The sequence below is a fragment of the Flavisolibacter nicotianae genome, from assembly GCF_003628535.1.
Taxonomy (GTDB): domain Bacteria; phylum Bacteroidota; class Bacteroidia; order Chitinophagales; family Chitinophagaceae; genus Flavisolibacter; species Flavisolibacter nicotianae.
Genome location: NZ_RBCI01000007.1, coordinates 171,423 through 196,672, shown reverse-complemented (window position 1 = coordinate 196,672; position 25,250 = coordinate 171,423). Strand labels below are relative to the sequence as shown.

The following is a 25,250-nucleotide window of genomic DNA, read 5'->3' as shown; positions in this document are numbered from 1 at the left end:
TTTATTTTGACAGCACCAATTCTTTGGCGTCTTTTTCCAGTACAGTAAATTGATAACGGCCCGATCCTACTTTGATCTTTGCCTTGCCGTTGGCAAATCCCAAAAACCGCACATCTTTCCGGCCTTTCAGTTCACGGTCACCTTCACGGATTTTTGATGCGGCAGTTGCCGGCAACAGGATGGTGGCCGTCGTGTTGACCGGGATTTGCACGTCCAGTGTAAAACCGTTTTGTGCTTTTTTCCACCCGGACCGGATCAACCCGTAGGGGCATTCATAGGACGTGCTGACAAAGCGCAGATCACCTACCGGCTGCGGATTGATCTCAATGGACTTGTATCCCACCGAGCCGGCCGCCTGGCCAATGCCACCCAGGCCGCTGTAAAACCACTCCATCAAATGCCCCAGCATCAGGTGATTGTTGGACACAACCGGCGACGCCACCCAGGATTCCGTCAGCGCCGTCGCGCCTTTGGCCAACTGGTAGCCATAACCGGGAACGTCGGACCTACAATTGATGTCGTAGATCACGTCCGAGCGGCCTTCGTTCTGAAGCGCCTGCAGCAGGTAGCGAAAACCAATATCCCCGGACGTAATGCTGTTGTTCCGGCTCCTGATGTCCTTTACCAGGTTGTCGAGAATGCGGGATTTGTATTGTTCCGGCACAAGGCCTATGTACAGAGCCATTGCGTTGGCCGTTTGGCTGCCTGTGCCGTATTGTACCGCCTTCGCGTCAAAGAATTTTTTATTGAAGGCCAGCTTAATTTTTTCCGCCAAAGCCCGGTAGGTCGTCGCGTCGTTTGTTTTACCCAGCAGCGCAGCAACTTTGCTTAAGATCTTCGCATCGTAAAAATAAGTGGCCGTGGCGGTAAGTCCCATTGGCGTTAGCTGGGCAAGGCCCTGCCGCTCAGGACCCAGGTCATACCAGTCGCTCAAACCATGCGAAAGAATATTGTCTTTTGCCCTATTCCCGAGGTAAGCGAAATACCGCTGCATCACCGAAAAATTCTCCTCCAGCACCTCCCGGTTGCCGTACCACTGGTAGAGGTACCAGGGCAGGATGATGCTGGCGCTTCCCCATTCGGGTGATTCCAGGAAGATGCCGTCCATGAACGACATCTTCACGTATTCCGGCGCATATTCGGGAAGGGAGCCGCTGTCGGATTGCGCCGTGCGCATATCGGCCAGCACTTTCTGAAACAGCCGCTCCATATCGTAGTTGTAATGAATGGAATTGCCCATCAGGTGCAGTTGCTCCAGCCAGCCCAGTTTTTCACGGTGCGGACAATCGGTAAGGATGCTCTGCATGTTGCTGCGCACCGCCCAGTCGATCAGGTCTTTTGTCTGGTTGAATAAGGGGCTCGACGAAGAAAAACTCCCGACTGTTCTAGCGGCATTTCGTGTGTGCAAACTTTTCACGGCAACGATTTCGGGGAAGAGCGTCGTGTCTTTGCTTTCTTTCGACAGTTTTTTTTCGACCTGCAGATACCGAAAACCGGTGTATGAAAACCGGGGCTGCCAGTTCTCTTTGCCCTTACCGTTTAAGATATACGTAAAGTAAACAGGACTCCCCGTGGCTTTCTGCGAAACAGAGCCATCGTCTTTCAACAATTCCCCCGGAATCAAACGAACGGAATCACCCTTTTGTCCACGCACGGAAAGAAATGGAATGCCCGAAGCGTTTTGCCCCATGTCGTAGACAATCACATTGTCCCTGATCACGGTGATTTTCGTTGGCAAAAGCGTATCCATGATTTTCACCGGATCTTGTTTTTGCGACTGCAAGACAGGCGGCCCGTCAACAAGAACGGCCTGCTTCCAGGAAGCGTCATTGAAGGCATTTGTGTTCCAGCCTTTCTGTTCCAGTGTGGCGTCGTAGTCTTCTCCGCCGTATATGCTTGAAAACGTCACCGGGCTTGCCGACGTCTTCCAGGACTGATCACTAACCACATCATCGGCAGAACCGTCCCTGTATTGCAGGTGAATGCGGCAAATGAGTTTGGGAAAGCCAAAGGCGCCGGTGTGCTTGCGGTAGCGCTGGCGGGGCATGAAATAAAAACCGTTCCCCAATTGCACACCCACCGAATTGTTTCCCTGCTGCAGGTTTTTTGTGATGTCGAAGGTGACATACTGGGCTTCTTTGTCATACATCGTCCAGCCGGGATCCAAAAAATGATCACCGATCTTCCTGCCGTTCACACTCATTTCAAAATGCCCCAGGCCGGAAATGAAAACCGTTGCTTTTTCCAGTGGCTTTTGCAACGGAAGGGTTTTCCGGAAAAGCGGTAAAACCTCCTTAACGTTGGCGCCTTTGCCGCTGCCTTTTCCATGTTCGGCCGGTATCGTCAACAGTGAATCGGGCATTTTTTCATAAGCGATCCATTGCGCTCCCTTCCAGTCTTCTTTTACAGGCAGTCCCATTTGCCAGGAGGAAACAGCGCTCCAGGCAGACGGTCTTTTTTGCTGGTCCCACACCTGTACTTTCCAGTAGTAGGTTTTTGCCGGCACCAGCTTTTTACCGGCATACGAAACATGCAGCGACTGGCCCGAAACCACCCGGTGCGAATCCCAAATGTTGCCTTCGTTCTTCTTCAGCAGCGCAGGGTCTTCCGCCACCAGGATGCGGTAAGCGGATTGCAACACGCCCCTGCCTGGTGAGCTAAGTTGCCAGCCCAGCGATGGCGTTGGTTTCTCCACACCCAATGGCGCTTCTGCGCTTTCACAGAAAAGCTTTGTAACAGCAATGGTCTGCGAAAAGGCAGTTTGCGAAAAAAAGAACAGAAGTACCAGCCAGTGTCGTTTCATTTTTCCTGCGGTTTACAGTTCTACAGTGGCCTTGATGACTCCTGTTTCGGGTTTGAGCCAGCTTTCAAATTGCTCTTTTACCTTGTCGAACGGTACGCGGTGTGTGATATAGGTTGCCGGTTTCACCCGGCCTTTTTTCATGCTTTCCATCACGTGTTCAAAATCCTGCCGCGTGGCATTGCGGCTGCTCATGAGCGTTGCCTCCCGCTTGTGAAATTCGGGATGCGAAAAGCAGATCTCTCCTTTTTGCAAACCCACCAAAACATACCGGGCACCGTGCGCCATGTAGTGAAAGGCGTTGTTGATCGCTTTTAAATTGCCGGTCGCATCGATCACCACCGTTGGCATGTCGCCGTTGGTGATTTGCTTCAGCCGTTCCAACGCATCTTCCCGCAGCGGGTTGATGGTTTCGTGAACAGCCAGCTTTTCTTTGCAAAAGGCGAGGCGGTTGTCGTTGATGTCCGTGACAATCACATTGCCGCCGGCAATCCTCGCAAATTCAGCCACGCCCATGCCAATGGGTCCGGCACCCACCACCAGTACAAATTCTCCTTCCCTTACACCGGCCCGGCGCACACCGTGTGCACCAATTGCCAGCGGCTCTACCAGGCTCAACTCATCGTAGCTCAGACCCTCGCCGTGCAGGAGTGAAGACGACGGAACGGAGAGGTATTCGACAAAGCCGCCGTTTACATGCACGCCACAGACCTTGATGTTGACGCAACAGTTTGGCAATCCCGAACGGCAAGCGATACAGGTCCCGCAATTGAAATAGGGAATGAACGAAACACGTTCACCAACCTGGAATCCCGGTGCGTCGTCAAACGCCACCAGTTCTCCCGCCAGTTCGTGCCCCAGGATCCGCGGGTATTCAAAGAAAGGCTGCGTGCCTTCAAACGCATGCAGGTCGGTGCCGCAAATGCCGATGCGTTTTATTTTGATGATGGCCTGCCCTTTTTGCAGAACAGGCTTCTCCCGTTCCTCGTAGGCAAATTCTCCCGGTTTGGTGCATACCAATGTTTTCATTTGTTTCTTCTTTTATTGCACATCAAGCGCATTTATGGACAATCCCTTTGCGTCACCGGCCGTGAACACAACTTTGTACTTGCCGGCGTTGATCATGCTGCCTGTGGTGGTATTGATGTAATTCGATTTTCCCTGTCTTGTTGGTGTCAATTCAACGGCTTCTTGTTTCATTTGCGTACCGTCGGCGGCAACCAGTTGCAATTGTCCCCGGAGCGTTTGCGACGTTGGGTTGTTATACGAGATCGTGAGGGAATAGGTGTCCCCCACCCCAACAGCGATCTGCCATTCCACGCTGTTCTGCGGTGACGCCGCTTCGAAAATAACGCGGTCCTTTCCATCGACTTTTCCCTTGCTCAGACCGGGACCGTTCAACACGGCGTTAACGGCTTTATAGCTTGCCACCGGCTTCAGGTCGTAGGCCGGTTCCATGGAGGTAGCCGGCAACGCCATGACGAAATAATTCCCTTCGTCCAGTACCAGACGTTCACCTTTTGCCATCCTTTTTTTGTAGACCCAATAGGTCGAGCCGTCGTCAAGTTGCATCAGTGCCTTTGTTGCGTTGAACGATTGCAGCCACGCCGGTGTGCTTTTCCCTGTTGTATCTTTCACGATCAGCACATCGGCAGTGTCGGTTACCAACAGGCTTTTGCCCGCCAGGTTTTCAGCCCTCCTTTTCTTCAGCCATTGGGCTCCGTACAATTCTGGCGCAAGATTGCTGAAACGGACACTGTCTGCCACAAACGCAGCATCACCCGTCGTCAGCCAGTCACGGATTTCAAGCGGCTGTTTTGTTGTTCCGCCTTCCATTGCCAACAGCGACGGTGGTGGCGGAGCGGGTCTTGCTTTTTGATTTTTTGTCGCGATGGCGATCGCAGAGATCACCGCCTGGCCCGAAGCCACATGCGGAAACGTAATGGACAGCAGCCCGCCTTTTACCGTCACCTGCACTGTTTTTTTCAGCGCAGCGGCCTGCCCGCTTTCGTGCCAAATGTCGATATCTTTTAAAACCGTCTTTCCGTTCACGGCCACATCAAACAAGCGCCAGCCGGTTGCATCCAGACCACCACCTGTCCCCCACCAGGGTTCTGTAAAATAAAATTCCACGCGGTAGTCGCCGTCCTGTACCGGGAAGTCGTAACGCAGTTTCTCGCGGCCATAGCGAAAGCTTTGAAACAGCTGGTCATCTTTTGTGCCGCTCACCGGATCGGCCGTGGTGCGCTGGCTGGCAAAGTAGGGCGCCAATCCTTCAAAGGCGGCCGTCCACGAGACGGATCCCCAGGTGCCCTTGCTTTTTCGCTCCCTGTCGGCCAGCCACGTGTTGCCGTTGCCATCGACATAATCCGGTCCGCCACAATTAACGCGGTAGAGATAGTTGTAACCGCCTTGCGGAGCGGTACTATTTTTTGCATCGTTATCAAAGGCTCCGGCATGCGGCGCCTGCGGCAGGTGATGAAGCATGATGTAATCCTTTGCCACTTCTTTGCCGTTGACATAGCCAACCGCGTAAAGCACGTTGTACCGAATGTCGACACTGTCCCACTGGAAATGTGTTCCAACACCTCTCCTTTTTTTTCGTCCCAACGATTGCGACCGTAGGTCATTGAAAAGCTCTACTTCATCGCAATTGGAATAAACCACGATGCCGTCTTTTTTCCCGGGCTTTGTCCATCGGTCGGGCCAGGTGTGAGAAACGATGTAAACCATCGGCTCCGTTTCTTTCGGTGCGTAATTGGATCGGAACATATAAAACACATCCAGCGGTTCTTCCCAGGGTGTGAGCAATCCTTTGTAATTCACAGGACCAATGCGATCGAGTTCGCGATAGCCTTCGCCGCCCTGCACCCGGCCCGGGTTGTCGTGCGACGTGAGCAGCCACATAAAATGCCCGGCTGCACTGTCTTTGGCCGCTTCGGCAAGACGCAGTTTCTGCTCCATCAACTGTGTCATGCGGTCTTCGCTGTATGAACCATTTTGCACAAAAGCGCCTTCGGTGTGCAGGTCCAGCGTGCGCCAGGCACCGTATTCGCCAACGAGGACCTGCCGCTTCAGATCGTCGCCGTAGGTTGCCGGGTTGCCGCCGTAGGTGCCCGTCCAGTTTTGCGGCACATCCCAATCGGTGCCTTCGCCGCCGTTGCAGGTCGTGACCAGCCGCTGCGACGACGTGGTCGGGTCCAGCTGGCGGATGATGGCGGCGCACTCTTCGGCAAAGTCTTTGGGCAGCTTGCTTTCATTTTGCAATCCCCACAACACCAGCGATGGCGAGTTGCGCCGTTCCTTCACCCATTCCTTCAACAGGGTTTTGAAATTGTCGCGGAAGGCTTTGGTGTCGTACCAGTCGTGGGCACTGAGCTGCGTCCACCACAGGAGACCAAGGCTGTCCCAGTAGTTTTGATAGCGAAGATTGTGCGGCTGGTGCGCATCGCGAAACGCATTGAAGCCGGCTGCTTTTACCTGCATCACCCGTGTGCGGATCTGCTCCGCACTGAAGGCATGACTGCCACCGAGCAGGTGTTCATACTCGGCGATGCCGTTGATGAAAACAGGTTTGCCGTTCAAAAAAAATTGCCCTGACGAATTCTTGCCGATCGGCCACCTGATGGTTCGGATACCGTAAGGTGTAAGAAGGTTGTCGAGCTGTTTTCCTTCGTCAACGATCGTTGTGCTGACCTGGTATAAATAAGGATTCTCCAATGACCAAAGTGTTGGATTGGATACAAACGGCAATTGCTGCCGGATGATAGCCGATGAGCCTTTTGCCAATTTCCTTAGTGATGTAACCGACGTTATCGTTGCGCCGCCCTTGCTGAGCAACTGTGTAAGGACTGTCAATTTCCGCGTCCTGTTGCTGTAGTTCCTGATTTCGGTTTCCGTGAACAGTTGTGCACCCTTCTCTGATGTTGTGCTGTCGTTCCAAACGTGGACACCGAACGGTTCTACCCGAACATCATTGGTGATCACCAGGTGCACCGGACGGAAAATTCCCATCGGCTGCGAGCCTTCCGAAAAGCCCCGGTCGTCGGAACAACCGCCGCACACCCAGGGCAGGTCCTGGATGTTGGCCGGGTGATCGGCGCGAACAGCCAGCAAATTGCCTGCGTTGTATTTTACCGCGTTGGTAATGTCAATCGTAAACGTTGTTCGTCCCCCTGCGTGGTAACCCACCTGTTGGCCGTTCAGCCACACGGTGGCATACGAACCCACGCCTTCAAAAAACAGGAAAATGCGCTTGCCTTTTGGCTGCTGTTTTAGCGTAAATGTTTTCCGGTACCAGGCATAGCCGTGGCGGTTGCCGTGGCGAAGGCGACGGTACCCTTCATACTGGTCCCAGTTGTGCGGAACAGCAACAATTTTCCATTTTGCATCATTGAAGGAAGCCGTTTTGAAATCATCAAACGCATGCTTGTCGCTGTCGTCAGCGACCGTCTTCCAGCTCTTGTCCAATAAAACATCAGTGCGGAGATTTTGTGCGGAAACATTGAACCACAGGGACACAAAGGCACAGAGCAACACAGAGGCTCTCCGTGTCCCTGTGTCTCCGTGGTTCAAAAACCTGCTGCATAGACTTACCGAACGCACAAGCGTGCGACGCAACAGGCGCCTTATCGAAGTCCAAAAGCCGGCCCCATGAAATATATTTTTTTGATTTTGTTTTTTCATTTCATCGCCAGCAACTCGCTGTTAAACCTGTACGTTTTTCCCTTTACTGTTTTGAAAGAAATGGTTTTCCCGTTGCACCGCAGCAAACAATTGTTGCCCGCCAGGGACAGCACCTCCACCGACTGCAATCGGCCATTGCGCCACCTCATATTCAGCTCAAAACCGCCCCTGGCACGAATGCCTTTGACCTCGCCATCTGCAAGGGCGTCGGGCAGGGCCGGCAAAAGATCAATGTATAGCGTGTGGCTTTGCACCAACAGCTCGCCGATGCCGGCGGCACCGCCAAAGTTGCCATCGATCTGGAAGGGCGGATGCGCATCGAACAGATTGTGATACGAACCGGCACCACCTTTTTCCGCAGGGCTAATCAGCATCTGCAACAGCTTCCAGGCATGGTTGCCCTCCTTGAAACGGGCCCACAGGTTCAGTTTCCATCCCAGGCTCCAGCCTGTGGCCGCGTCGCCGCGGTAGAGCAGCGACTGGCGTGCTGCTTTCATCAGGCTGGCCGTGCTGTCCCAGTTGATCTCGTTGCCGGGATAAACGGCCCACAGGTGCGACACGTGCCGGTGCTTGTTGGCCGTATCGTTCACGTCCTGCATCCACTCCTGCAACTGGCCGTATTTTCCGACCTGGTTGGGAGCAATCCTTGGCAGCTTTTGTTGCAGGCTGTCGCGGAAAGCCTGGTCGGTATTCAAAATTTTACCGGCTGCAACAACATCGCGAAACAGTGCCCGAATGATTTGATGATCCATGGATGGACCGGCCACCAACCCGCCCTGCTCGGGTGAGTTGGACGGTGTGCTGACCTGCCAGCCTGTCTGAGGATCGCTGATCAAAAAATGGTTGTAGAAGCGGGCCGCCTCTTTCATGATGGGATACGCTTTGTTGCGTAAAAACTCCTTGTCCTGCGTGAACAGGTAATGCTCCCACAAATGCGTGCATAACCACCCGCTTCCACTGACCCAAATGCCGTGATTGGACGCGTTGATCGGGGCCGTTCCCCGCCAGAGGTCCGTGTTGTGGTGCAGCACCCAGCCCGGTGCATTGTAATATTCTTTTGCTGTTTCGGCGCCGGTTTTCGACAGCTCTTCAATCATCGAAAACAGCGGCTGATGCAGCGGCGAAAGGTTCAGGCTTTCGGCCGGCCAGTAGTTCATCTCCAAGTTGATATTGGTGGTGTACTTGCTGCCCCAGGGCGGGGATAACAGGTCGTTCCAGATGCCCTGCAGATTGGCCGGCTGTGTGCCCGGCCGCGAACTCGAGATCAGCAGGTAGCGGCCATACTGTGCGTAGAGCGCCACGAAGGAAGGGTCGTTGGAGGTGGCAAATTTTTCAATGCGTTCGTCCGTGGGCAGCTTTTCATTGGCGTCGTTTCCAAAACGGAGCGAGAAGGTTTTGAAATAACGTTGGTATTCGGCAATATGGGCGGTCCTAACCTGGCTGTAGGTCTTTCCTTTCAGGTTTTGCATGACACGATTGCAACGTTCAGCAGCATTGGCAGAAATATCATTGTAGCTTTTGAAGTTGGTGGCAGCGGTTAAATAAAGCGTTGCTTCATCTGCACCTTTCACCACGATCTTATCATCCTCGATACTGACCGAACCCTTTTGGATTTGTACCTGCAGGTGGCTTTCACCGGCCAGTGCGCCGTTTCGAACTCGCACCGAAAGACCGAGTGTTTTGTCATTGATCTTTTTGATGACATAGGCTTTGTGCGGACTGCTCAACGCTGCGGCAAAGCTGATGCTCCCGGGCTTTGTTGCCGTTAAGTGAACTACGATCGCCTGCGCTGGCTGGGATGAAAAATAATCTCTTGTATACGTAACGTCTTTAAGTGTATAGGTGGTTCGGGCAATGGCGGTATTCAGATCCAGTTCCCGCCTGTAGTTCGTTGCACTCGTCGCATTGGCAAATTGCAGCCACAGGTCACCAAAGGGTTGGTAGTCGGCCTGGTAATGCGGCACGGCCGGCGGGTTGTCGTTCTGGATGAAAAACTTCCATTTCTTGTTGAGCGACAGTTTGCTTTTTTCTTCAGCCTCCGGGTAAACGCCAATGTGCCGCGTGGTGTCTTTGTACCCGGCAATGCCGCCCTTGTCGGAAAAATTTAGCACCTGGATGGCAATGGTATTTTTTCCCTTTACCAGCGCTTCTTTCGGAACAATGTATTTGCGTGGCTCGTTGCTTTCGGTACGGCCAACCAGCTTGCCGTTCACATAGGTAAAATCAGCGTCGCGAATACGGTTCAGGTCCAGCACGAGGTTTTTGGCTTCCCAATCTGGTGGCAATTCAAAGCTGGTGCGGAACCAAACAGCACCATCCAGCCCTTCGTAGCCCACCGCCTCCCAGCCGTCGAAAGAAGGCACAACCATTTCTTTCCACTGGCCGTCATCATAACCTGCCGAAGAAGGATCGCCCTTCACGCCTTTCAGTGATCGCATATCCGCTACCCAATCGCTTCTTTTTCCTTCGTTGCTTTTCAAACCCATGAATTGCGCTTCGGCCAGCGCCTCTGCTTCTTTCTGTTTGCCGTCGAACAACAGTTGCCTGATCTGTGAAAGATATTGATAGGCGCCTTTCCTGTTGTAGTCTCTTGGCTCGCCGGTCCACAGGGTTTCCTCGTTGAATTGCAGCCGGTCGTTTTCGATACCACCAAAAAGCATGGCGCCCAACCGGCCGTTGCCGATGGGCAGCGCATCGGTCCATTTGGCTGCCGGCTGCCGGTACCAGAGTTTCAGGTCCTGTGCCGGGGCGGCAAGCACCAGAAGAAAACAAAAAATGAAAAGACTGCTTTTTTTCACATGAATATTTTTATGTACCAAGCGATAGTACTATTATTTGGCTGCCGTTGCGTCGCACTCTTGGACGTTCGGTAAGTCTATGCAGCAGGTTTTTGAACCACGGAGACACAGGGACACGGAGGAACACCGTGTTACTCTGTGTCCCTGTGGTTCTCCTGTATTCCAATTTGTGCTGCATACAACTACGTTGTTGATTAATTCACTGCGATGGTTTCCGCCACGCTGCCTTCCTGCACCACCGGTTTTACCGCACCGGCAAAATTGTTGCCTTTCAGCACAATGCCCTTCGACCGCTCTCCCCTCACCTGCAAAAACACGGGAGTTTCCTTTACCGGGTTGCAGTTGTAGAGAAACACGTTCTGCACATTGTTCAGGTCAATGGTTGGCTTGCCGGCAAGCGGCTGCAGGGTTTTCACGCCATCGATGGTCAGGTCACTTACATTTTCTGCCGCCAGCGAAGCGCCTTCGTTGGTCGTGATGCGCACATTGTGAAACTCGATGTTCGTTGCTTCCTTGATGACAACGCCGGTTTGTGCCTCAAACTGGATATCGCTGAAGCTGATGTCCTCCACCGGCATTTCTGCCAGCCCGTTGATGTAAATGGCCTGTGCCGTCTTCGCCGTGATGCCGCTCAGGTGGATGTTGCGAAACCGAGGCGTCCGCTCCGATACGGGCTCCGGTGCCGTTTTGGCGTATTGCATGTCCAGCACAATGGCCTGTTGCCGGATGTTTTTCATCACGATATTGCTCACTCGGATGTCTTCCACCACACCGCCTCGGCCCCTTGCCGTTTTGATGCGGATCCCCCTGTCGGTGCCGTCAAACACACAGTTGGAGATGGTGATCTTTTTCACATCGCCGCTCATTTCGCTGCCGATCACCACGCCGCCGTGCCCCGACAGCATCGTGCAGTTGGTGATGGTGTAATTCTCGGCCGGCGCCGCCTTTGTCCGACCCGGAAGATCCTTGCCCGACTTGATCGTAATGCAATCATCGCCCACGCTGATGTGACAGTTGGTAATGTGCACATACTTGCAGCTTTCCGGGTTGATCCCATCCGTGTTCGGCGAATGCGGGTTGTTGATGGTAACGCCTTCCACCGTGACATTTTCACAGAACTCGGGGTTCACGGTCCAGAACGGCGAGTTGACAATCGTGATGCCCTGCACCAGGACGTTTTTGCAAAACATCGGTTGAATGAAGGGCGGCCGAAGAAATCCTTTTTTGATCTGTCCCAGGTCATCGGGCTGGATCATGTCCTTGTTGGCCGCTTCAAAGGCAAGCTGCCATTTTGTTTTAGGCTGGTCTTCCTTGTAGCCTTCCGCTACATCCCACCATTTTTTACCGTGGCCATTGATCAGTCCACGGCCAATGATGGAAATGTTTTCGGCCTTGTACGCATAAAAAAGCGGTGAAAAACTTTTGACATCCACCCCTTCAAACCGGCTTTCCACAAAGGGCATGTAGTGATCAAAATTGTCGCTGAAGTGCAGTTCCGCACCGGCGTCGATATAAATGGTGATGTTGCTTTTCAGGTGAATGGGGCCCGTGAGATATTTTCCCGCGGGAAAATAAACCGTGCCGCCGCCTTTTTTTGCCGCGGCATTGATAGCGGCCGCAATGGCGGTGGTGGACAGTTTGCTGCTGTCATTTTTGGCGCCGTAGGAAAGCACGTTGTACCATGACTGCGCCTCCAGGGAGTGAAAGAACAAGCACAAAAAAAAGATGATGACTGATCGTTTCATAACTCTTGATTGCTTTAAAAAAGCGCCAGCTACATTTTTATTTTTACCGGCTTCAGCTCCTTTCCCCTGTACAACAGCTTCCCATCTGCCAGGACAGCCAGCCCGCTTCCCTTGCCGTACTTCCGGCCATTTTTATCCCAGCGTATCGTCAGCATTTTGTGGTGATAAAAAACGTTCTCCAGGCAAAACCAGTCCCACTTGCCTTTTGGAATCAGCGGTTCAAGTTCGAGCACATTGTCTTCCCGGGGTTTTAGTCCCATAAGATCGTTTATGATCAGGTCAGCAAAAGTGGAATGATTGTAATAACTGCTGCGGGGGTTGTCGCCTTTCAGCCACTCACCGTTTTTTTCGTCCTGGTATTCACCCAGGTAAGGCAGCCCTCTTTTCTGGTGCGACCAGGCATATTTGTGCAGCTCGTTGTAAAAAACGGATGCGTTCATCTTTGCGTGGTGCGGATAGTTCGTTAACAAATGAGACAATCCTTTCAGCGTTTGCGCTGTAGCATAGGGCCAAACTGCCCCATCCCATTCGCAGCCATGACCCGAGCCATGCGTCCGGAAAAGCGGGTGGCGCCGTTCGGCCGTGGTAATGCCCCAGGGCGCCTGGAAACCGGCTTTGTCCAGCAATTCATTCCACTGCGCCGCATACTTTTCGTTTTTGTAAGGCAGGTTAAAATACCAAGGAATGTATCCCAGTTCTTCACGGGCATCGTCCAGCTGGCCGGTTGGATGCAGCACTTTGAAAAACTGTTCCCGGTTGTCCCAAAGGCTGTCGTGCACCAGTTTCCGGAGCGTCTCCGCTTTTACCGCATATTTTTTTTGCAGGCTGTCGATGCGCAGCAGTTTTGCCATGGCAGACAGCGCCACGGCATTGCCGTACATGTAGCTGTTGATCGTTGGCCGGCGGTTTTGTTCTTTGCGGCCACCGCTGATCGATTCTTCCATTGCATCCCGCACATCGAACTGCCAGTACAAACCTGAAGGCAACAACTTTTCAGCCTCCCATGCTTTGTAATCCGAATCCATCGCCCTGATGTTCTTCTTCAAAAAATCTTTGTCCAGGTTGACGAGATAGCGATTGTACACGGCATTCTGCAGCCAGCTGCTGAAAGCGTGCAGGTGCGGCTTGGGTGTTTGCGGATCGACATGCAGCCAGAAGTTGATGTAGTCATCCAGGTATTGCTGATCGTGCAGCCAGCGAAGCTCGTAGATGTGATGTCCCAGAGCGCTGCTGATGGTGTTGTGCTTCCCGGCATGTTTCATGGGTGTGATGAATTCGGTAAACACAAACCCGTCGGGAGTTTGCTTTAAATGCTTGCGAACCGCCCACCACCGGTAATAGTAAATTTTTTCCAGCGTGGTATCGGGGCATTCAAAGAGTGGAATGTTCTTCGACAGCCAGTCGACGGCCTTGTCGTTGGGAACATAATTAACGGCGTATTCCGAATCAATTGCATCAAAATAATTTACATACAGCCTGAGCTTATCCGTTAGGTGCGAATTGACTTTGTTCTGCGCAGAGCAAACTGTCGCGGCGGCGAGCATCGCCACCAGCAAACAAAGCGTTCTATAAAACAAATCATTTTTCATGTCTGATCATTCAAATAACCAATCGAGTTCTTTTTTCACGCCACCCGAAATGAGTCCCGCATCCCGCACCGGGAAGGGCTGCGCATCGTCCACAAAACCCAGCACCAGCGCCATTCCTTTTGCCAGCCGCAGGGTATTTTCTCCCGCCTTGAAGGAATAAGTATGAACATTGACAGGTGGCAAGCCGGAGATGATCACCGCGTTGCGGAGCTTTGCTTCCGCCTGGCCGTAATCGTTGGCACTGGCATCTGTTTCCAGCTGCGGCGGTTGCAGGTAACGACTGTCTTTCGAATTGAAATAACCCACGAGGACCTTCACCGGTTTTGCATTGGAAAATCGAATCGTGGTGCCCTCCTTTACCTGTTGCGTGGTGGAAAGCTTCAGGCCTTGCAGCTTCGCCAGTTCTTCCGCAAAATCCTTGATGTAGGTGGCCGTATCGGCAAACAATTCCTTGCCGGTCGCTATTTCATACGTAGAAATTGGTTGCGTGAGCAGGGTGACAGCGGCCGGTTGAAACCGGATTTTTTCCACCGCACGGGCAGTCTTCACGGGAGATTTCAGCGAGTCAATGTTCCGCAGAAGATTAGCCAGTTCCTGTTGGTAAAACGGCAGCAACTCTTCCCATGTTTTGTTCCTGCCATCGTTGCCGCCAATCGGAATTTTCCGTTGCTGCGTTTGCATGCTGTTGGCATACAGGTAAGAATTCTTTGTCAGGCTCACCAGCGTTTCAAATGACCGCAGGCTTTTTTCGAGGTGCGCCCTACCTTTTTCGAGGTCATTGATGTCGTTCGAATACTTGTAGCGTAAAACCGCCAGCGCTGCTTCCGCTTTTTCAGCGAAATTGTTGGCCAGTGCTTCGTAGATGTGCATATCATTGCGCAGGCGATCAAATTCTTCCTGGTTGGCCTTTACGCCTGCTGAAGCGTTTTCGATGGCCTGCACCGCTTTCTTCCCGTGGGCTTTTACTTCATTGATGATTTGAACAGGCGTTTCACCAACATGCTTTTCACCTTTCCATTCCTTCTCCGCATAATCAGTCAGCATCTCTCCTTCCGGTCCTTCCGAATTGTACAGCAGTGTAAACAGTCCGTAGCGGTACGGATTGATCAATTGCGTCATGAACATGCCGAGCGTCAGCGTTTGGCGGTTGCCGTCGGTGATGCCAAAACGGCGCAGGAGCTTGGGCGCAATTTCACCGGCTTCTTCGTAAGCGGTGCGAATGTTTTTTGCCGCCGTTTGCGTGGCGCCGAATTTTTGAGCAAGTAGATTATCCCAGTAAGCCGTTTCCGTTTCCCTGCTGTGGTTCGCTTTCCAGGCATAGCGGCTCCAGGCTTTGTACCAGATCCAATCCCGGTCAATTTGCAGCAAGCGTTTCGGCGCTTTATCGGCCGTGTAGGGCCAATCCCAGTACGACGCCTGCGGGTACAAATGCAGCCCGTTGCCATGGTGTACCGTATGCATGGCCTGTACGGACTTTTGAATAAAATCGGGTGAGCCATACCGGAAGGGTTCCAGGTTGGCAAGGATGTGTACGTTCTCGATCTGCACCGAACCCAGGCTGCTCAGTTTGCGGTGCAAATCAGCCCAGGGACCGCGGGGGGTGTACGTCGTAAGTGCTTCGCCGTTGTATTTTGCTTCGGTGTATAAATTTTTATATAGTGGCAGCGCCGCTTCCATCACGCCGGGTGCATCCGTGTCGTGGGCCCGCAAAACAATCGGCGGCTCTTCTGTTTTTCCCATGGCCTTCAACCCGTCTTTCACACCGGGAATGATGGTTTTGGTAAACCAGTCGATGTCGTCCTGCCCCACGCCTTCCATGGCTTCGCCCAGCGCCACCATCAGCCCGACATTCGGGTATTTTTCCACGAAAGCGGCAATGGACTTGCGGGTGTAATCGGCGATCAGCGGAATGATGGGCCGGTTGCGATCCTGCGTGGCGATGCCGTGCTTTTCCGCAAAGGGTTTGGAGACGATGATGTTGTAAAACATCTGGATGACCCAGATCCCTCTTTTGTCCGCCTCTTTTGTGAGGAAGCTGAACACCTCTTCGTTTTTTTTGAAGGTGGCGTCGTCCACTTCCACCGCGTAAGGATACTCTTTCAGTCGCACCAGCGAAGCAAAAGGATGACCGTTCCAGAGGTACAGGGAGTTCATGCGGTTCTGCACCATCGAATCCAGCACCCGGAGCCACAGGGCCTTATCGTAAAACCAGGGAAAGGTTTCCGGCGTGTAGGGATATTCATAAACATGCCGGCCGGGCAGGTAGGCGGGCTTTTGCAGGCCGATGCATTCGCCGCGAAGCACCATTTCCGGCGCATCGGAATAGGTCAGGTTTGCCGGCAGCTTTTTTTGCGCTTCCACTCTTTCGGCCAGTTCCAAACAGCCGTACAGCGCACCAGAGGCGTCGTTGCCGGCAACCAGTATCGCGTTGTTTTTTGTTGAGATCAAAAAGCCTTCTTTTGCACTCCTGCCTGCCGTATCCGGTTGAAATTGTGACTGCGCCCTTGCCAGCAGCGGATCGTTCTTTACAGCGACAATAAGAAGGGGCTTACTATTCTTTTTCAACTCGTCACCCGTTTCCGTTTTAACCAGATAACCGGCTTTTTTCAGGGCTGCCGTTAACCTGTCCGCACCAAATAAGACTCTCGCCGGCGCCTGCCGTGAGACAAGAAGCGTCACTTGTTTTTGTGTTGATTTCTGTGCTTCCACGGTTGTAAAGCCATAAACGGAAACCAGAAGGAAAAAGAGATATAGCGTCAATCGTTTCATGTATAGCTATTCATATACTGCAATTAAGAAATCGTTCCTGCCCCTACTGCCTCGCCACAAAGTGGATGGCAACCATTTCCATCACGGGCAAGGGACTTTCATATGAATAAAGATGATTGTCCCCACCTTTCCCAAACAAGTCTAAACAGATATTCAGGGATAACATGAGGATTGAAGCGCTTTTTTTATGCAATCGTTACCGATATCGTTTGCAGGTGTACTGAAGACATACTAAAAAAGACGGTTTGAAAAAGAAATGCTGTTCGGAATTGGTGATTGAAAGAAGCCGGCATTTGCACGTTTTGCGCCTGCGCATCAGGAATGACTTTCATTTATTCCACCCGTTCATATGCATACTAAATTGTCGAATGACAGGTGTTTTTGCGGCTTTTATTTTTCCAGCCCGATTTTCCTCAGCAGTGCATTGAACCGCGGATCAGGCCGCAGGGAATCCCATTTGCTGTCGATCCTGATACTGCACAGGGACTCCTCGTGATTGGTAAAGCTTTCTTCCAGCCACCGAAACGCTTGTTCTGAATCCTCTAAGGCTGCATAGACCAGTGCCATACCCCGGCAGTCGTTTGCACTTAACGCCTTTCCCGCTTCTACGTCGTCCAGGATTTGTTTTGCTTCTTCTTGACGGCCCGACATCGCGTAAATTTCGGCCAGCGCAATCGCCGTTTTCACAGCATTACCGGTGCGTTCACCCCAGTGCTCATTTTGCGCAATGGCTTCGTCAAACATTTGCATGCCTGCATAGGCAAGCGATAAAAGGCGGTAGGCAGGCACAAAACCGGCATCCAGTTCCAGTGCCATCATCCCCATTTGTAGGGCCTGGTCGTACCGGCCGAGGTAATAATAAAAAATGCCTTTGTCCTTTACAATTCCCGGGGAAGCCGGCTCCAGTTCCAGCGCCATGCCTATTTCGCGAAAGGCGCCTTCCGAGTCACCGGTAAACAACAGCCATTCGCCGTACCAATGATGTCCCGTCGCATAGTTTGGATTGAGTTCCAAGCCAAGCTGGAATTCTTTCTGCGAAGCCTTCCAGTCCCACTCATTAAGCATCAGCGAGATCGCCAGGGAGATATGGGCTTCGCCAAGACGGTTATCGAGATCCAGCGCCTTGTTGACGGCGGCCATCTGTTTTGGAAACAATACCCGGCGTGAAATGTTGGTGTACTCGCCAATAAGGCTGTAGGTATCAGCGAGACCGGCCCACGCCAATGCATAACCGGGATCTTTTTCCAGTGCCTTTTCAAAATGGACAATTGCGGCGTTCAGGCTTTCCTCGTTTCTTTTTTTCCAGAAAGAACGTCCCTTCAGGTACAGTTCATAAGCCGCCGTGTTTTCGGTGTAACGTTTTTCCAGCACCAACTGCTCTTCCCTTGTAAGCTGTATCCGCAACGCTTCAACAATTTTTTCCGACACCTGCTCCTGGATATTGAAAATGTCTTCCATCGTGCCGCGGTAATTTTCGGCCCACAGGTGAATATCCTCCCGGGCATCGATGAATTGTGCCGTAATCCGGAGGTTGTTGCTGAACTTCCTGACACTTCCTTCCAGGATGTAACTCACACCGGTTTCGCGGCCGATGGTTTTGCTGTCTTTGTTGGTGTTCTTGTATTGCATGGAAGTGGTCCGGGAAATCACCCGTAGGTTTTTGAGCCGCGACAAGCCGGAGATGATTTCCTCCGTGAGCCCGTCGCTGAAGTACTCCTGTTCCTGGTCGTTGCTCATGTTGACAAAGGGCAACACGATGACCGATCTTTCCAGGCGTTTTTTTGACGGCAGTTTTTCGCCCTTTCCTTCCAGCGAATTTTTATCCGGCAGGATCACACCCGGATTGCTGACAGCGAATATCTCGACGGCGTCTTTTACATTCTTGAGCAGGAATTTTCCAAGCGAGATGGCCTGGATGTCCTTCTGGTTTTTGATGTCATCATAAACTTTGCCGGAAAGGAGAATGCTGCCCGGAATGGCAAAGGTCTCGAGGCGGGAAGCCAGGTTGACACCGTCGCCGTAAACGGTGTTGCCGTCCGCCACCACGTCGCCGGCATGCAGGCCGATGCGCAGCGGCACCCTGGGATCGGACAGCATTGCCAGTTGCAGGGAAAGGGCCGCTCTTACGGCCTCGATGGTGCTCCAAAAACTGCACATGGCGCCATCACCCCTGAAATCCAGCAGGCGGCCGTTGTGCAGGGATACTTCTTCTTCCAGCCGTTGTTGAAATTTGTTTCGCAGTTGCAGCGTCTGCGCCTCATCTTCCTGCATCATGGCAGTGTAGCCGGCAATGTCGGCAAACAGAATCGCTGCAAGTTGACGCACGGCCATAGACAAAAATGTATATGAACTGAAGATAATAAAAAAGAGAAGGCTGGATTTTCATCATCCTCCACTCACGTCTGGTCTCTACTCTTGCATGCATGCTAATCCTGTCCACTTGGCGTCTTCACCGGTAGCCTTGCGCCCTACCTTTATGGTGAGACCCCGGCAACGTTCATTCGTCATTTTTTCAACTGCGCAATGATCTCCTGGAAACTGCCCAATGCACGCTCCAGGTTCTTTGCTATTTTTTCGGCCGGCACATCCGGGTCGGGTAAATTATCCAGGTCAGCAAGGCTCTTGTCCTTCAGCCAGGTAATATCCAGCGAAGTCCTGTCTCTTGGTATGATCTCTTCCTTACTGAACTTCCGCCAGCGTCCTTCGGATTTGTCCCTTGCATGATACGTGTCTATCCGTTTGTGCCGGTTGGCGGGGGCCTGTAATTTGTTCTGGCTCCTGGTAAAAATCCGGCCCAGGATGCTTTTGCTCCTGCACAGCATTCGCAGCATACTGGAATAGTGGCCTTTTAGCTCCGCATCCCGGATGGCCGTAAGGCTTTGCCAGTTGTATCCGGCCGGGATAGGCAGCTTACGGTTGTACGGTGTCCGGGTTGAGGTATACCGATTTTTTTTTACAGGAGAAGCTGTACGTAGTTGAAAAGAGAGGTAGTGTGTTCTATCTTTCCGAAGAAGATCACCATTTCAGAATCAAAAAGTCGAACACCACGGATCGGCATGGCCTGTCTGCCGGTAGCCGCTGACAAGGGTTTGGGGAAAATAAAAAAGGACAACTCCCCAAAAATGTGGTGTTGTCCAAGCAGGCGGACTTAACCAGCAAAAAGTCGAACCAGATATGGAATTTATTAAGCAGAATCGTTTCTTTAAAGCCCATTATTGGGTAAAAATTATCTTCACAGCCAATCCCTAGAAGAAAGACTGATCTGGTGAAGATTAAAAGATAGCTATCTAAAAAGTAAAGTTCAAGTAAAGTTGTGGCGCAAAGCACCCATCAACTAGTCGGGAAAACAGGTCAATTTTCGAACTTGATAATCAATGATTTAGAGGCAATAAAGAATTTTTTGGAAAAAAAACAGGAATTTATTGGAACTTATTGAAGAACTATTTTAACCGGTTGATATTTAAATAAGTCCTCCTTATGTGGATTTAACCGACAAAGAGTAGAACCAGATTTGAGAGTTATTTAAAATAATCTACACTTTAAGCGGTTTTTTCCAAATACGGGAATACTCTAGAAATTAATTCAGCGAACCTCGATATTCATTCGGTGTACTGCCAAACTGCTGTTTGAAGAAACGAGTGAAATGTTGCGGATATTTAAAGCCCAGTTCGTACGCCACTTCACTAACTGACTTGGTTGGGTTGAATATCTTTTCCTTTGCTACGTCAACCAACTTTGCATGAATGTATTCCTGTGCTGTTTTGCCGGTTTCTTTTTTCACCAAGTCACCGAAGTAGTTGGAGGAAAGGTGAAGCTGGGCGGCAAAATATGCAACCGTAGGAATGCCGGTTTCTTGCGGCTTATCAGAACGGAAATATTCATTCAATAAACTTTCGAAGCTCTCAATCACACCAGCATTGGCATGGTCACGGGTAATAAACTGCCGGTCGTAAAAACGAACACAGTAGTTTAAAAACAATTCAAGGTTGGAAACAATCAACTTCTTGCTGTGCTTGTCAATGGAATGGTTTAGTTCAAACGCTATCTTCCGAAAACACTCCAATACTACTTCCCGTTCCTGTTCGGAAACATGCAAGGCTTCGTTCACATCGTAAGAGAAGAATGAATACTCGTGGATATGCCTTCCCAATGAATTGCCTTTAATCAAATCAGGATGAAACAGCAAGGCCCACCCTTTGGCTTCAAAGGTGGTCACCTTTGGCTGCACACCCAGCACTTGTCCAGGCGCAATAAAGACCAATGTGCCTTCCTGGTAATCGTATTGAGCCCGCCCATACTTCAGTTCGCCACATTTCAGTTCTTTCAGGTACACCGCATACAGCCCAAAATTGAACGTTTTGGCAGGCATCGGCTTTGCTTTGGAAAGGTCAATAATCGTAATCAGCGGGTGCAGGGTAGAAACACCACGCATGTTATTGTATTCCGTCACACTGTCGAGTTTTACAATCTCTTCCATTACTTATTGTATTTATTCGTCAAAATTAGACAATCCCTTACCTTGATTATAACCTTGCCATTCAAATCAGTAAAACTGGTAAGTAAATCCGTAATTAGGGTAGTGGCTAGCCAAATAGCCCTGGGTAGCTTTGTGTTCTTAAAAACAATGGGCGCGGAAAATCGAAGATCGGTTTGCTTCCCATGTCTGACTAAGAACACAAAGTAAAAATGAAACCTATTCTGACTATCGCCCTGTCAATGTAAAACCTTGCTTCTTACGCTCAAAACAATCAGAAAAATACGAGTGACATGGTAAATAAGGACGAGACACAAATTCTATCGGTCATCCGGCAGCTGGCGAAAGGAATGATTGAAAGAGATATTACAGGCATGAACCGCATTCTTGATAAGGAGTATACGCTTACACACATGACAGGCTATGTGCAGCCGAAAGCAGAATGGTTCAATGAAGTCATCAAGGAGAGCATGAAATATTACTCGGCAAGCGAAGTGTTCCATACTGTAACAGTCAATGGCAATAAAGCAACCGCAACGATGCAAAATTTAGTGGATGCCCGAATTTGGGGTAGCCGGAACACCTGGCGTTTGCAGCAAGTCATGCGATTGGAAAAACGAGACGGGCAATGGATTATTCTCAACTCTGTTGCTTCAGTTTTTTAATAATCAAGAAAAATCTAGAGCAGAAAAATAAAATGAAAAATTATGAGTGCGCTTAAAAAGGATGTTGTTGTGCTGACCGGAGCCGGTCAATTGGGAATGGCCATCGTACGTAGAATGAGTTACGGAAACAAGATTTTCGTTGCCGATTGGAGACTTGAAAACGCCGAAGCCATCACCAAAACACTGAAAGAAGCAGGTTTTGATGCTGTGCCAGTTAGAGTGGATATTTCTGACAAAACCTCGGTTCTTCGGCTCATTGAAGCGGCACAAAATGAAGGCGAAATCTCCATGTTTATAAATGCGGCAGGCGTGTCGCCCAGCCAGGCACCGATTGAACAAATTTTGAAGGTTGATTTGTATGGAACTGCCTTATTGCTGGAAGAATTTGGTAGAGTAATTAAACAGGGCGGAACCGGTATTGCCATCTCCAGCCAGTCAGGGCATCGAATGCCGGCCCTTACAGCGGAAGAAGACCGGCTACTGGCAACTACTCCAACAGAAGAATTGCTGGGGCTGGAAATGCTGAAGCCTGAAAACATCAAAGACACCCTACATGCTTACCAAATGGCAAAACGTTGCAACGTGAAGCGGGTAATGGCCGAAGCGGTGAAATGGGGCGAAAGAGGAGCCCGAATAAATTCAATTTCTCCTGGCATTATTATCACGCCTTTGGCACTTGATGAAATTTACGGGCCGAGGGGAGACTTCTACAAAAACATGTTTGCCAAATCACCCGCTGGTCGTCCGGGTACGGCCGACGAAGTAGCAAACGTTGCAGAATTGCTCCTATCGGAGAGAGGAGCTTTCATAACCGGTGCTGACTTTTTAATAGATGGCGGCGCTACGGCATCTTATTTCTACGGTCCGCTTCAACCAACTGCTTGAGCAATAAACAATGATTTCACAACACAAAAAGATAAATAATGGAAAAGAGAACATTAGGTAAAAGTGGTTTGGAAGTTTCCGCACTTGGTTTGGGTTGTATGGGCTTAACCTTTGGTTATGGGCCTGCGACGAACGAAGGTGACGCCATTGCACTTATTCAAAAAGCGGTAGAATTAGGCGTTACTTTTTTTGATACAGCAGAAGCCTATACGCAGGGTGCTAACGAAGAATTGGTAGGCAAAGCATTAAAACCCTACAAAAACAAAGTCGTCATTGCCACCAAGTTTGGTTTCCAAAACGGCAATTCACATGAGGGTCTTGACAGCAGTCCCAAAAGAATAAGAGCTGTCGCAGAAAGGTCGTTGAAACTGCTGCAAGTAGATGCGATTGATTTATTTTATCAGCACCGGGTTGACCCCAACGTGCCGATGGAAGACGTAGCCGGTACAGTAAGAGATTTGATTGCAGAAGGCAAAGTGAAACACTTTGGGCTTTCGGAAGCCGGTGTGCAAAGCATCCGGAAAGCACACGCCGTTCTGCCGGTAACAGCCCTTCAAAGCGAATACTCTTTGTGGTGGCGGGAACCCGAAAAAGAAATTCTTCCTACACTTGAAGAATTGGGTATCGGCTTCGTTTCTTTTAGTCCTCTTGGCAAAGGTTTTCTGACAGGCGCTATCAATGAAAACACCCAGTTTGACAAAACCGATTTTCGCAACGTGGTTCCCCGCTTTTCAGAAGAAAACAGGAAAGCCAATCAAAAGCTGGTTGATTTGCTTGGTGAAATTGCAAAGCAAAAACAGGCGACACCCGCACAAATAGCCCTCGCTTGGTTGCTAGCGCAAAAGCCCTGGATTGCACCGATACCTGGAACAACAAAAATCCACCGCCTGGAAGAAAACGTTGGCGCTGCCAGTATTGTGCTTACGCCAAAAGACATCAGAGAAATAGATGCTGCTTTTTCTGCCATTCCTGTACAGGGAGACCGTTACCCGGCACAGCTTCAAAACAGAGTAGGTAAGTAAATCTATAATCTAATGAAACGTTTGACCCTTACTCTTCTTCTTATTGCTTCCGGTATGTTGAACAGTTGTTCAAATGCACAATCAATGTCACCAAAAAAGATATTGATTGTGTATTTGTCCCGCACTGGCAATACAAAAGCTGTAGCGGAAATCATTCAAGCAAATGCCGGAGGCAACCTAGTAGAACTCCAACTGGAAAAGCCTTATCCAGCCGATTACCAAACCACGGTGCAACAAGTTGTCGAAGAAAATGAAAGCGGCTATTTGCCACCGCTGAAAACGAAGATTGACAGCATCGAAAACTATGATGTGGTGTTTGTGGGCTTTCCAACCTGGGGCATGAAGTTGCCGCCGCCAATGAAAAGTTTTCTAAAGCAGTATGATTTGAGCGGCAAAACAATCATCCCATTTAACACCAATGCTGGCTACGGGATTGGCAGCAGTTTCCAGACCGTAAAAGAGCTATGCCCGAATAGTAAAGTATTGGAAGGATTCGAGATGAAGGGAGGTGTAGAAAGAGATGGGCAACTACTCGTTATCAATGATGCAAAGCGAAAGGAAGCAGAAATGAAGGTGAAAAAGTGGTTACAAAAGATAAAAATGGTCAAGCAAGAATGAATGGATTGAGCAAGACCATTCTTATTAAAAACAAATTAATACAATGTAAAAACTTACTTATGTCAAATGCGAATGAAACGAACCGCCGCAGCTTTTTGAAGACTGGAGCAATGCTTGGGGCGGGGTTAATTGGTGCACCGGCATTGAACACTGTTCAAGCAAGTCAGGCATCAGCAAAAACTTCATTAACCAATAAGGCTGTAAAGACACGCACGTTGGGCACAGGCAAGCACAGCATACAGGTTGCTCATGGGATTGGGCTGGGCTGTATGGGCATGAGCTATCACCGCAGCTTTATCCCGGATAAAAAAATCTCTATAAGACTTATCCGGAAGGCTTATGACATGGGCGTGAACTTCTTTGACACGGCCGAAGCTTATGGCCCGCTGACTAATGAAGAGTTGGTGGGGGAAGCTATAGCTCCCTTTCGAAAGAAGATCATCCTAGTAACAAAATTTGGGTTTAAAGAAGGTAAACCGAGCCTGGGCCTTTACAGCCGGCCGGAAAGGATCAGAAAGGTGGTGGAACACTCTCTCAAAAGCCTGAAAACAGATTATATCGACTTGTTGTATCAGCATCGAGTTGATCCGGCTGTTCCGATGGTAGATGTGGCGGGAACGGTGAAAGACCTGATCGTGGAAGGAAAGGTGAAACATTTCGGAATGAGTGAAGCTGGTGCCATTTCCATTCGCCAGGCGCATGCCGTGCAACCGCTGACAGCGCTGCAAAGCGAATACTCACTAATGACCAGGGGACCAGAGCAGGAGGTTCTAAAAACATGCGAGGAACTCGGGATTGGCTTTGTTCCTTACAGCCCGCTGAGCAGGGGTTTTCTTTCCGGCATGATCAATGAGCGAACAAAATACAATCCGGCCAACGACAACCGGCCCACGCTGCCCCGTTATCAGCCAGATGCTATTAGAACCAATTGGGCTATGATTGATGCCTTGTATGAATTTGGCAATCCAAGAGGATTAACGCCGGCGCAGGTGGCACTTGCCTGGCTATTGGCGCAGAAGTCTTGGATTGTTCCTATACCTGGTACGACCAAGCTGGCGCACCTGCAGGAAAATCTTGGCGCAGCCGATTTTGAGTTTTCCACAGAAGAACTGAAAAACTTTACTGAAGCAGTATCAAGAATTAAAATAGTTGGTGACCGTTATACCGGAGTACAGGCGCAACAAACAAATAAACAATGA

15 protein-coding genes are annotated in these 25,250 nt (G+C 50.5%); 5 read left to right on the top strand and 10 right to left on the bottom strand.

Annotated elements, in window-relative coordinates; all coding sequences use genetic code 11:
- Nucleotide 1: 1 nt before the first annotated feature.
- The 10 genes from D6024_RS18255 to D6024_RS18210 form a co-directional block, all read right to left on the bottom strand.
- A complete protein-coding gene (locus D6024_RS18255) occupies nucleotides 2-2,803 on the bottom strand; it encodes a family 78 glycoside hydrolase catalytic domain (protein ID WP_121356192.1) in 2,802 nt (933 codons plus the stop codon).
- A 12-nt stretch (nucleotides 2,804-2,815) separates the two neighbouring features.
- Entirely contained in the window at nucleotides 2,816-3,829 is a 1,014-nt protein-coding gene (locus D6024_RS18250) for a zinc-binding alcohol dehydrogenase family protein (protein WP_121356191.1), read from the bottom strand.
- Between the two features lie 12 nt (nucleotides 3,830-3,841).
- On the bottom strand, nucleotides 3,842-7,375 hold the full coding sequence (locus tag D6024_RS18245) for a malectin domain-containing carbohydrate-binding protein (RefSeq protein ID WP_240410077.1): 3,534 nt from the start codon (nucleotides 7,373-7,375) through the stop codon (nucleotides 3,842-3,844).
- A gap of 107 nt (nucleotides 7,376-7,482) precedes the next feature.
- Complete coding sequence (locus D6024_RS18240) at nucleotides 7,483-10,284, bottom strand: glycoside hydrolase family 95 protein (RefSeq protein ID WP_121356189.1); 2,802 nt, start codon at nucleotides 10,282-10,284, stop codon at nucleotides 7,483-7,485.
- A gap of 194 nt (nucleotides 10,285-10,478) precedes the next feature.
- A complete protein-coding gene (locus D6024_RS18235; protein WP_121356188.1) occupies nucleotides 10,479-12,029 on the bottom strand; it encodes a glycoside hydrolase family 28 protein in 1,551 nt (516 codons plus the stop codon).
- 29 nt (nucleotides 12,030-12,058) lie between these two features.
- On the bottom strand, nucleotides 12,059-13,618 hold the full coding sequence (locus D6024_RS18230; RefSeq protein ID WP_205573311.1) for an MGH1-like glycoside hydrolase domain-containing protein: 1,560 nt from the start codon (nucleotides 13,616-13,618) through the stop codon (nucleotides 12,059-12,061).
- Nucleotides 13,619-13,624: 6 nt separating this feature from the next.
- Nucleotides 13,625-16,387 (bottom strand): alpha-d-galacturonidase, encoded by a 2,763-nt coding sequence (locus tag D6024_RS18225; RefSeq protein ID WP_121356187.1) that lies wholly within the window; start codon nucleotides 16,385-16,387, stop codon nucleotides 13,625-13,627.
- Between the two features lie 390 nt (nucleotides 16,388-16,777).
- Nucleotides 16,778-18,718, bottom strand: coding sequence for an adenylate/guanylate cyclase domain-containing protein (locus tag D6024_RS18220; RefSeq protein WP_121356186.1), 1,941 nt, complete (start codon nucleotides 18,716-18,718; stop codon nucleotides 16,778-16,780).
- A 173-nt stretch (nucleotides 18,719-18,891) separates the two neighbouring features.
- Nucleotides 18,892-19,218, bottom strand: coding sequence for a hypothetical protein (locus D6024_RS18215; protein WP_205573318.1), 327 nt, complete (start codon nucleotides 19,216-19,218; stop codon nucleotides 18,892-18,894).
- A gap of 746 nt (nucleotides 19,219-19,964) precedes the next feature.
- Complete coding sequence (locus D6024_RS18210) at nucleotides 19,965-20,864, bottom strand: helix-turn-helix domain-containing protein (RefSeq protein ID WP_121356185.1); 900 nt, start codon at nucleotides 20,862-20,864, stop codon at nucleotides 19,965-19,967.
- A gap of 290 nt (nucleotides 20,865-21,154) precedes the next feature.
- On the opposite strand from D6024_RS18210, the gene D6024_RS18205 reads away from it, so the two are divergent.
- From D6024_RS18205 to D6024_RS18185, 5 genes are read left to right on the top strand one after another with little or no spacing between them, the layout of a single operon-like run.
- The gene (locus D6024_RS18205; protein WP_121356184.1) at nucleotides 21,155-21,526 is read left to right on the top strand and encodes a nuclear transport factor 2 family protein; all 372 of its coding nucleotides are present in this window, start codon (nucleotides 21,155-21,157) and stop codon (nucleotides 21,524-21,526) included.
- 42 nt (nucleotides 21,527-21,568) lie between these two features.
- The gene (locus tag D6024_RS18200) at nucleotides 21,569-22,411 is read left to right on the top strand and encodes an SDR family oxidoreductase (protein ID WP_121356183.1); all 843 of its coding nucleotides are present in this window, start codon (nucleotides 21,569-21,571) and stop codon (nucleotides 22,409-22,411) included.
- A 38-nt stretch (nucleotides 22,412-22,449) separates the two neighbouring features.
- The gene (locus tag D6024_RS18195) at nucleotides 22,450-23,433 is read left to right on the top strand and encodes an aldo/keto reductase (protein WP_121356182.1); all 984 of its coding nucleotides are present in this window, start codon (nucleotides 22,450-22,452) and stop codon (nucleotides 23,431-23,433) included.
- A 12-nt stretch (nucleotides 23,434-23,445) separates the two neighbouring features.
- Nucleotides 23,446-24,051 carry a flavodoxin gene (locus tag D6024_RS18190; RefSeq protein WP_121356181.1) on the top strand — a complete coding sequence of 202 codons (606 nt, stop codon included), beginning with the start codon at nucleotides 23,446-23,448 and terminating at the stop codon, nucleotides 24,049-24,051.
- A complete protein-coding gene (locus D6024_RS18185) occupies nucleotides 24,015-25,250 on the top strand; it encodes an aldo/keto reductase (protein WP_240410076.1) in 1,236 nt (411 codons plus the stop codon). The genes D6024_RS18190 and D6024_RS18185 overlap by 37 nt, the downstream gene beginning before the upstream one ends.

Excerpts from the sequence above, each read along its gene's own strand:
- D6024_RS18255 (WP_121356192.1), bottom strand. The coding sequence starts at position 2,803 with ATGAAACGACACTGGCTGGTACTTCTGTTCTTTTTTTCGCAAACTGCC.
- D6024_RS18250 (WP_121356191.1), bottom strand. The coding sequence starts at position 3,829 with ATGAAAACATTGGTATGCACCAAACCGGGAGAATTTGCCTACGAGGAA.
- D6024_RS18235 (WP_121356188.1), bottom strand. The coding sequence starts at position 12,029 with ATGAAACGATCAGTCATCATCTTTTTTTTGTGCTTGTTCTTTCACTCC.
- D6024_RS18230 (WP_205573311.1), bottom strand. The coding sequence starts at position 13,618 with ATGAAAAATGATTTGTTTTATAGAACGCTTTGTTTGCTGGTGGCGATG.
- D6024_RS18225 (WP_121356187.1), bottom strand. The coding sequence starts at position 16,387 with ATGAAACGATTGACGCTATATCTCTTTTTCCTTCTGGTTTCCGTTTAT.
- D6024_RS18220 (WP_121356186.1), bottom strand. The coding sequence starts at position 18,718 with ATGGCCGTGCGTCAACTTGCAGCGATTCTGTTTGCCGACATTGCCGGC.
- D6024_RS18215 (WP_205573318.1), bottom strand. The coding sequence starts at position 19,218 with ATGCTGCGAATGCTGTGCAGGAGCAAAAGCATCCTGGGCCGGATTTTT.
- D6024_RS18210 (WP_121356185.1), bottom strand. The coding sequence starts at position 20,864 with ATGGAAGAGATTGTAAAACTCGACAGTGTGACGGAATACAATAACATG.
- D6024_RS18205 (WP_121356184.1), top strand. The coding sequence starts at position 21,155 with ATGGTAAATAAGGACGAGACACAAATTCTATCGGTCATCCGGCAGCTG.
- D6024_RS18200 (WP_121356183.1), top strand. The coding sequence starts at position 21,569 with ATGAGTGCGCTTAAAAAGGATGTTGTTGTGCTGACCGGAGCCGGTCAA.
- D6024_RS18195 (WP_121356182.1), top strand. The coding sequence starts at position 22,450 with ATGGAAAAGAGAACATTAGGTAAAAGTGGTTTGGAAGTTTCCGCACTT.
- D6024_RS18190 (WP_121356181.1), top strand. The coding sequence starts at position 23,446 with ATGAAACGTTTGACCCTTACTCTTCTTCTTATTGCTTCCGGTATGTTG.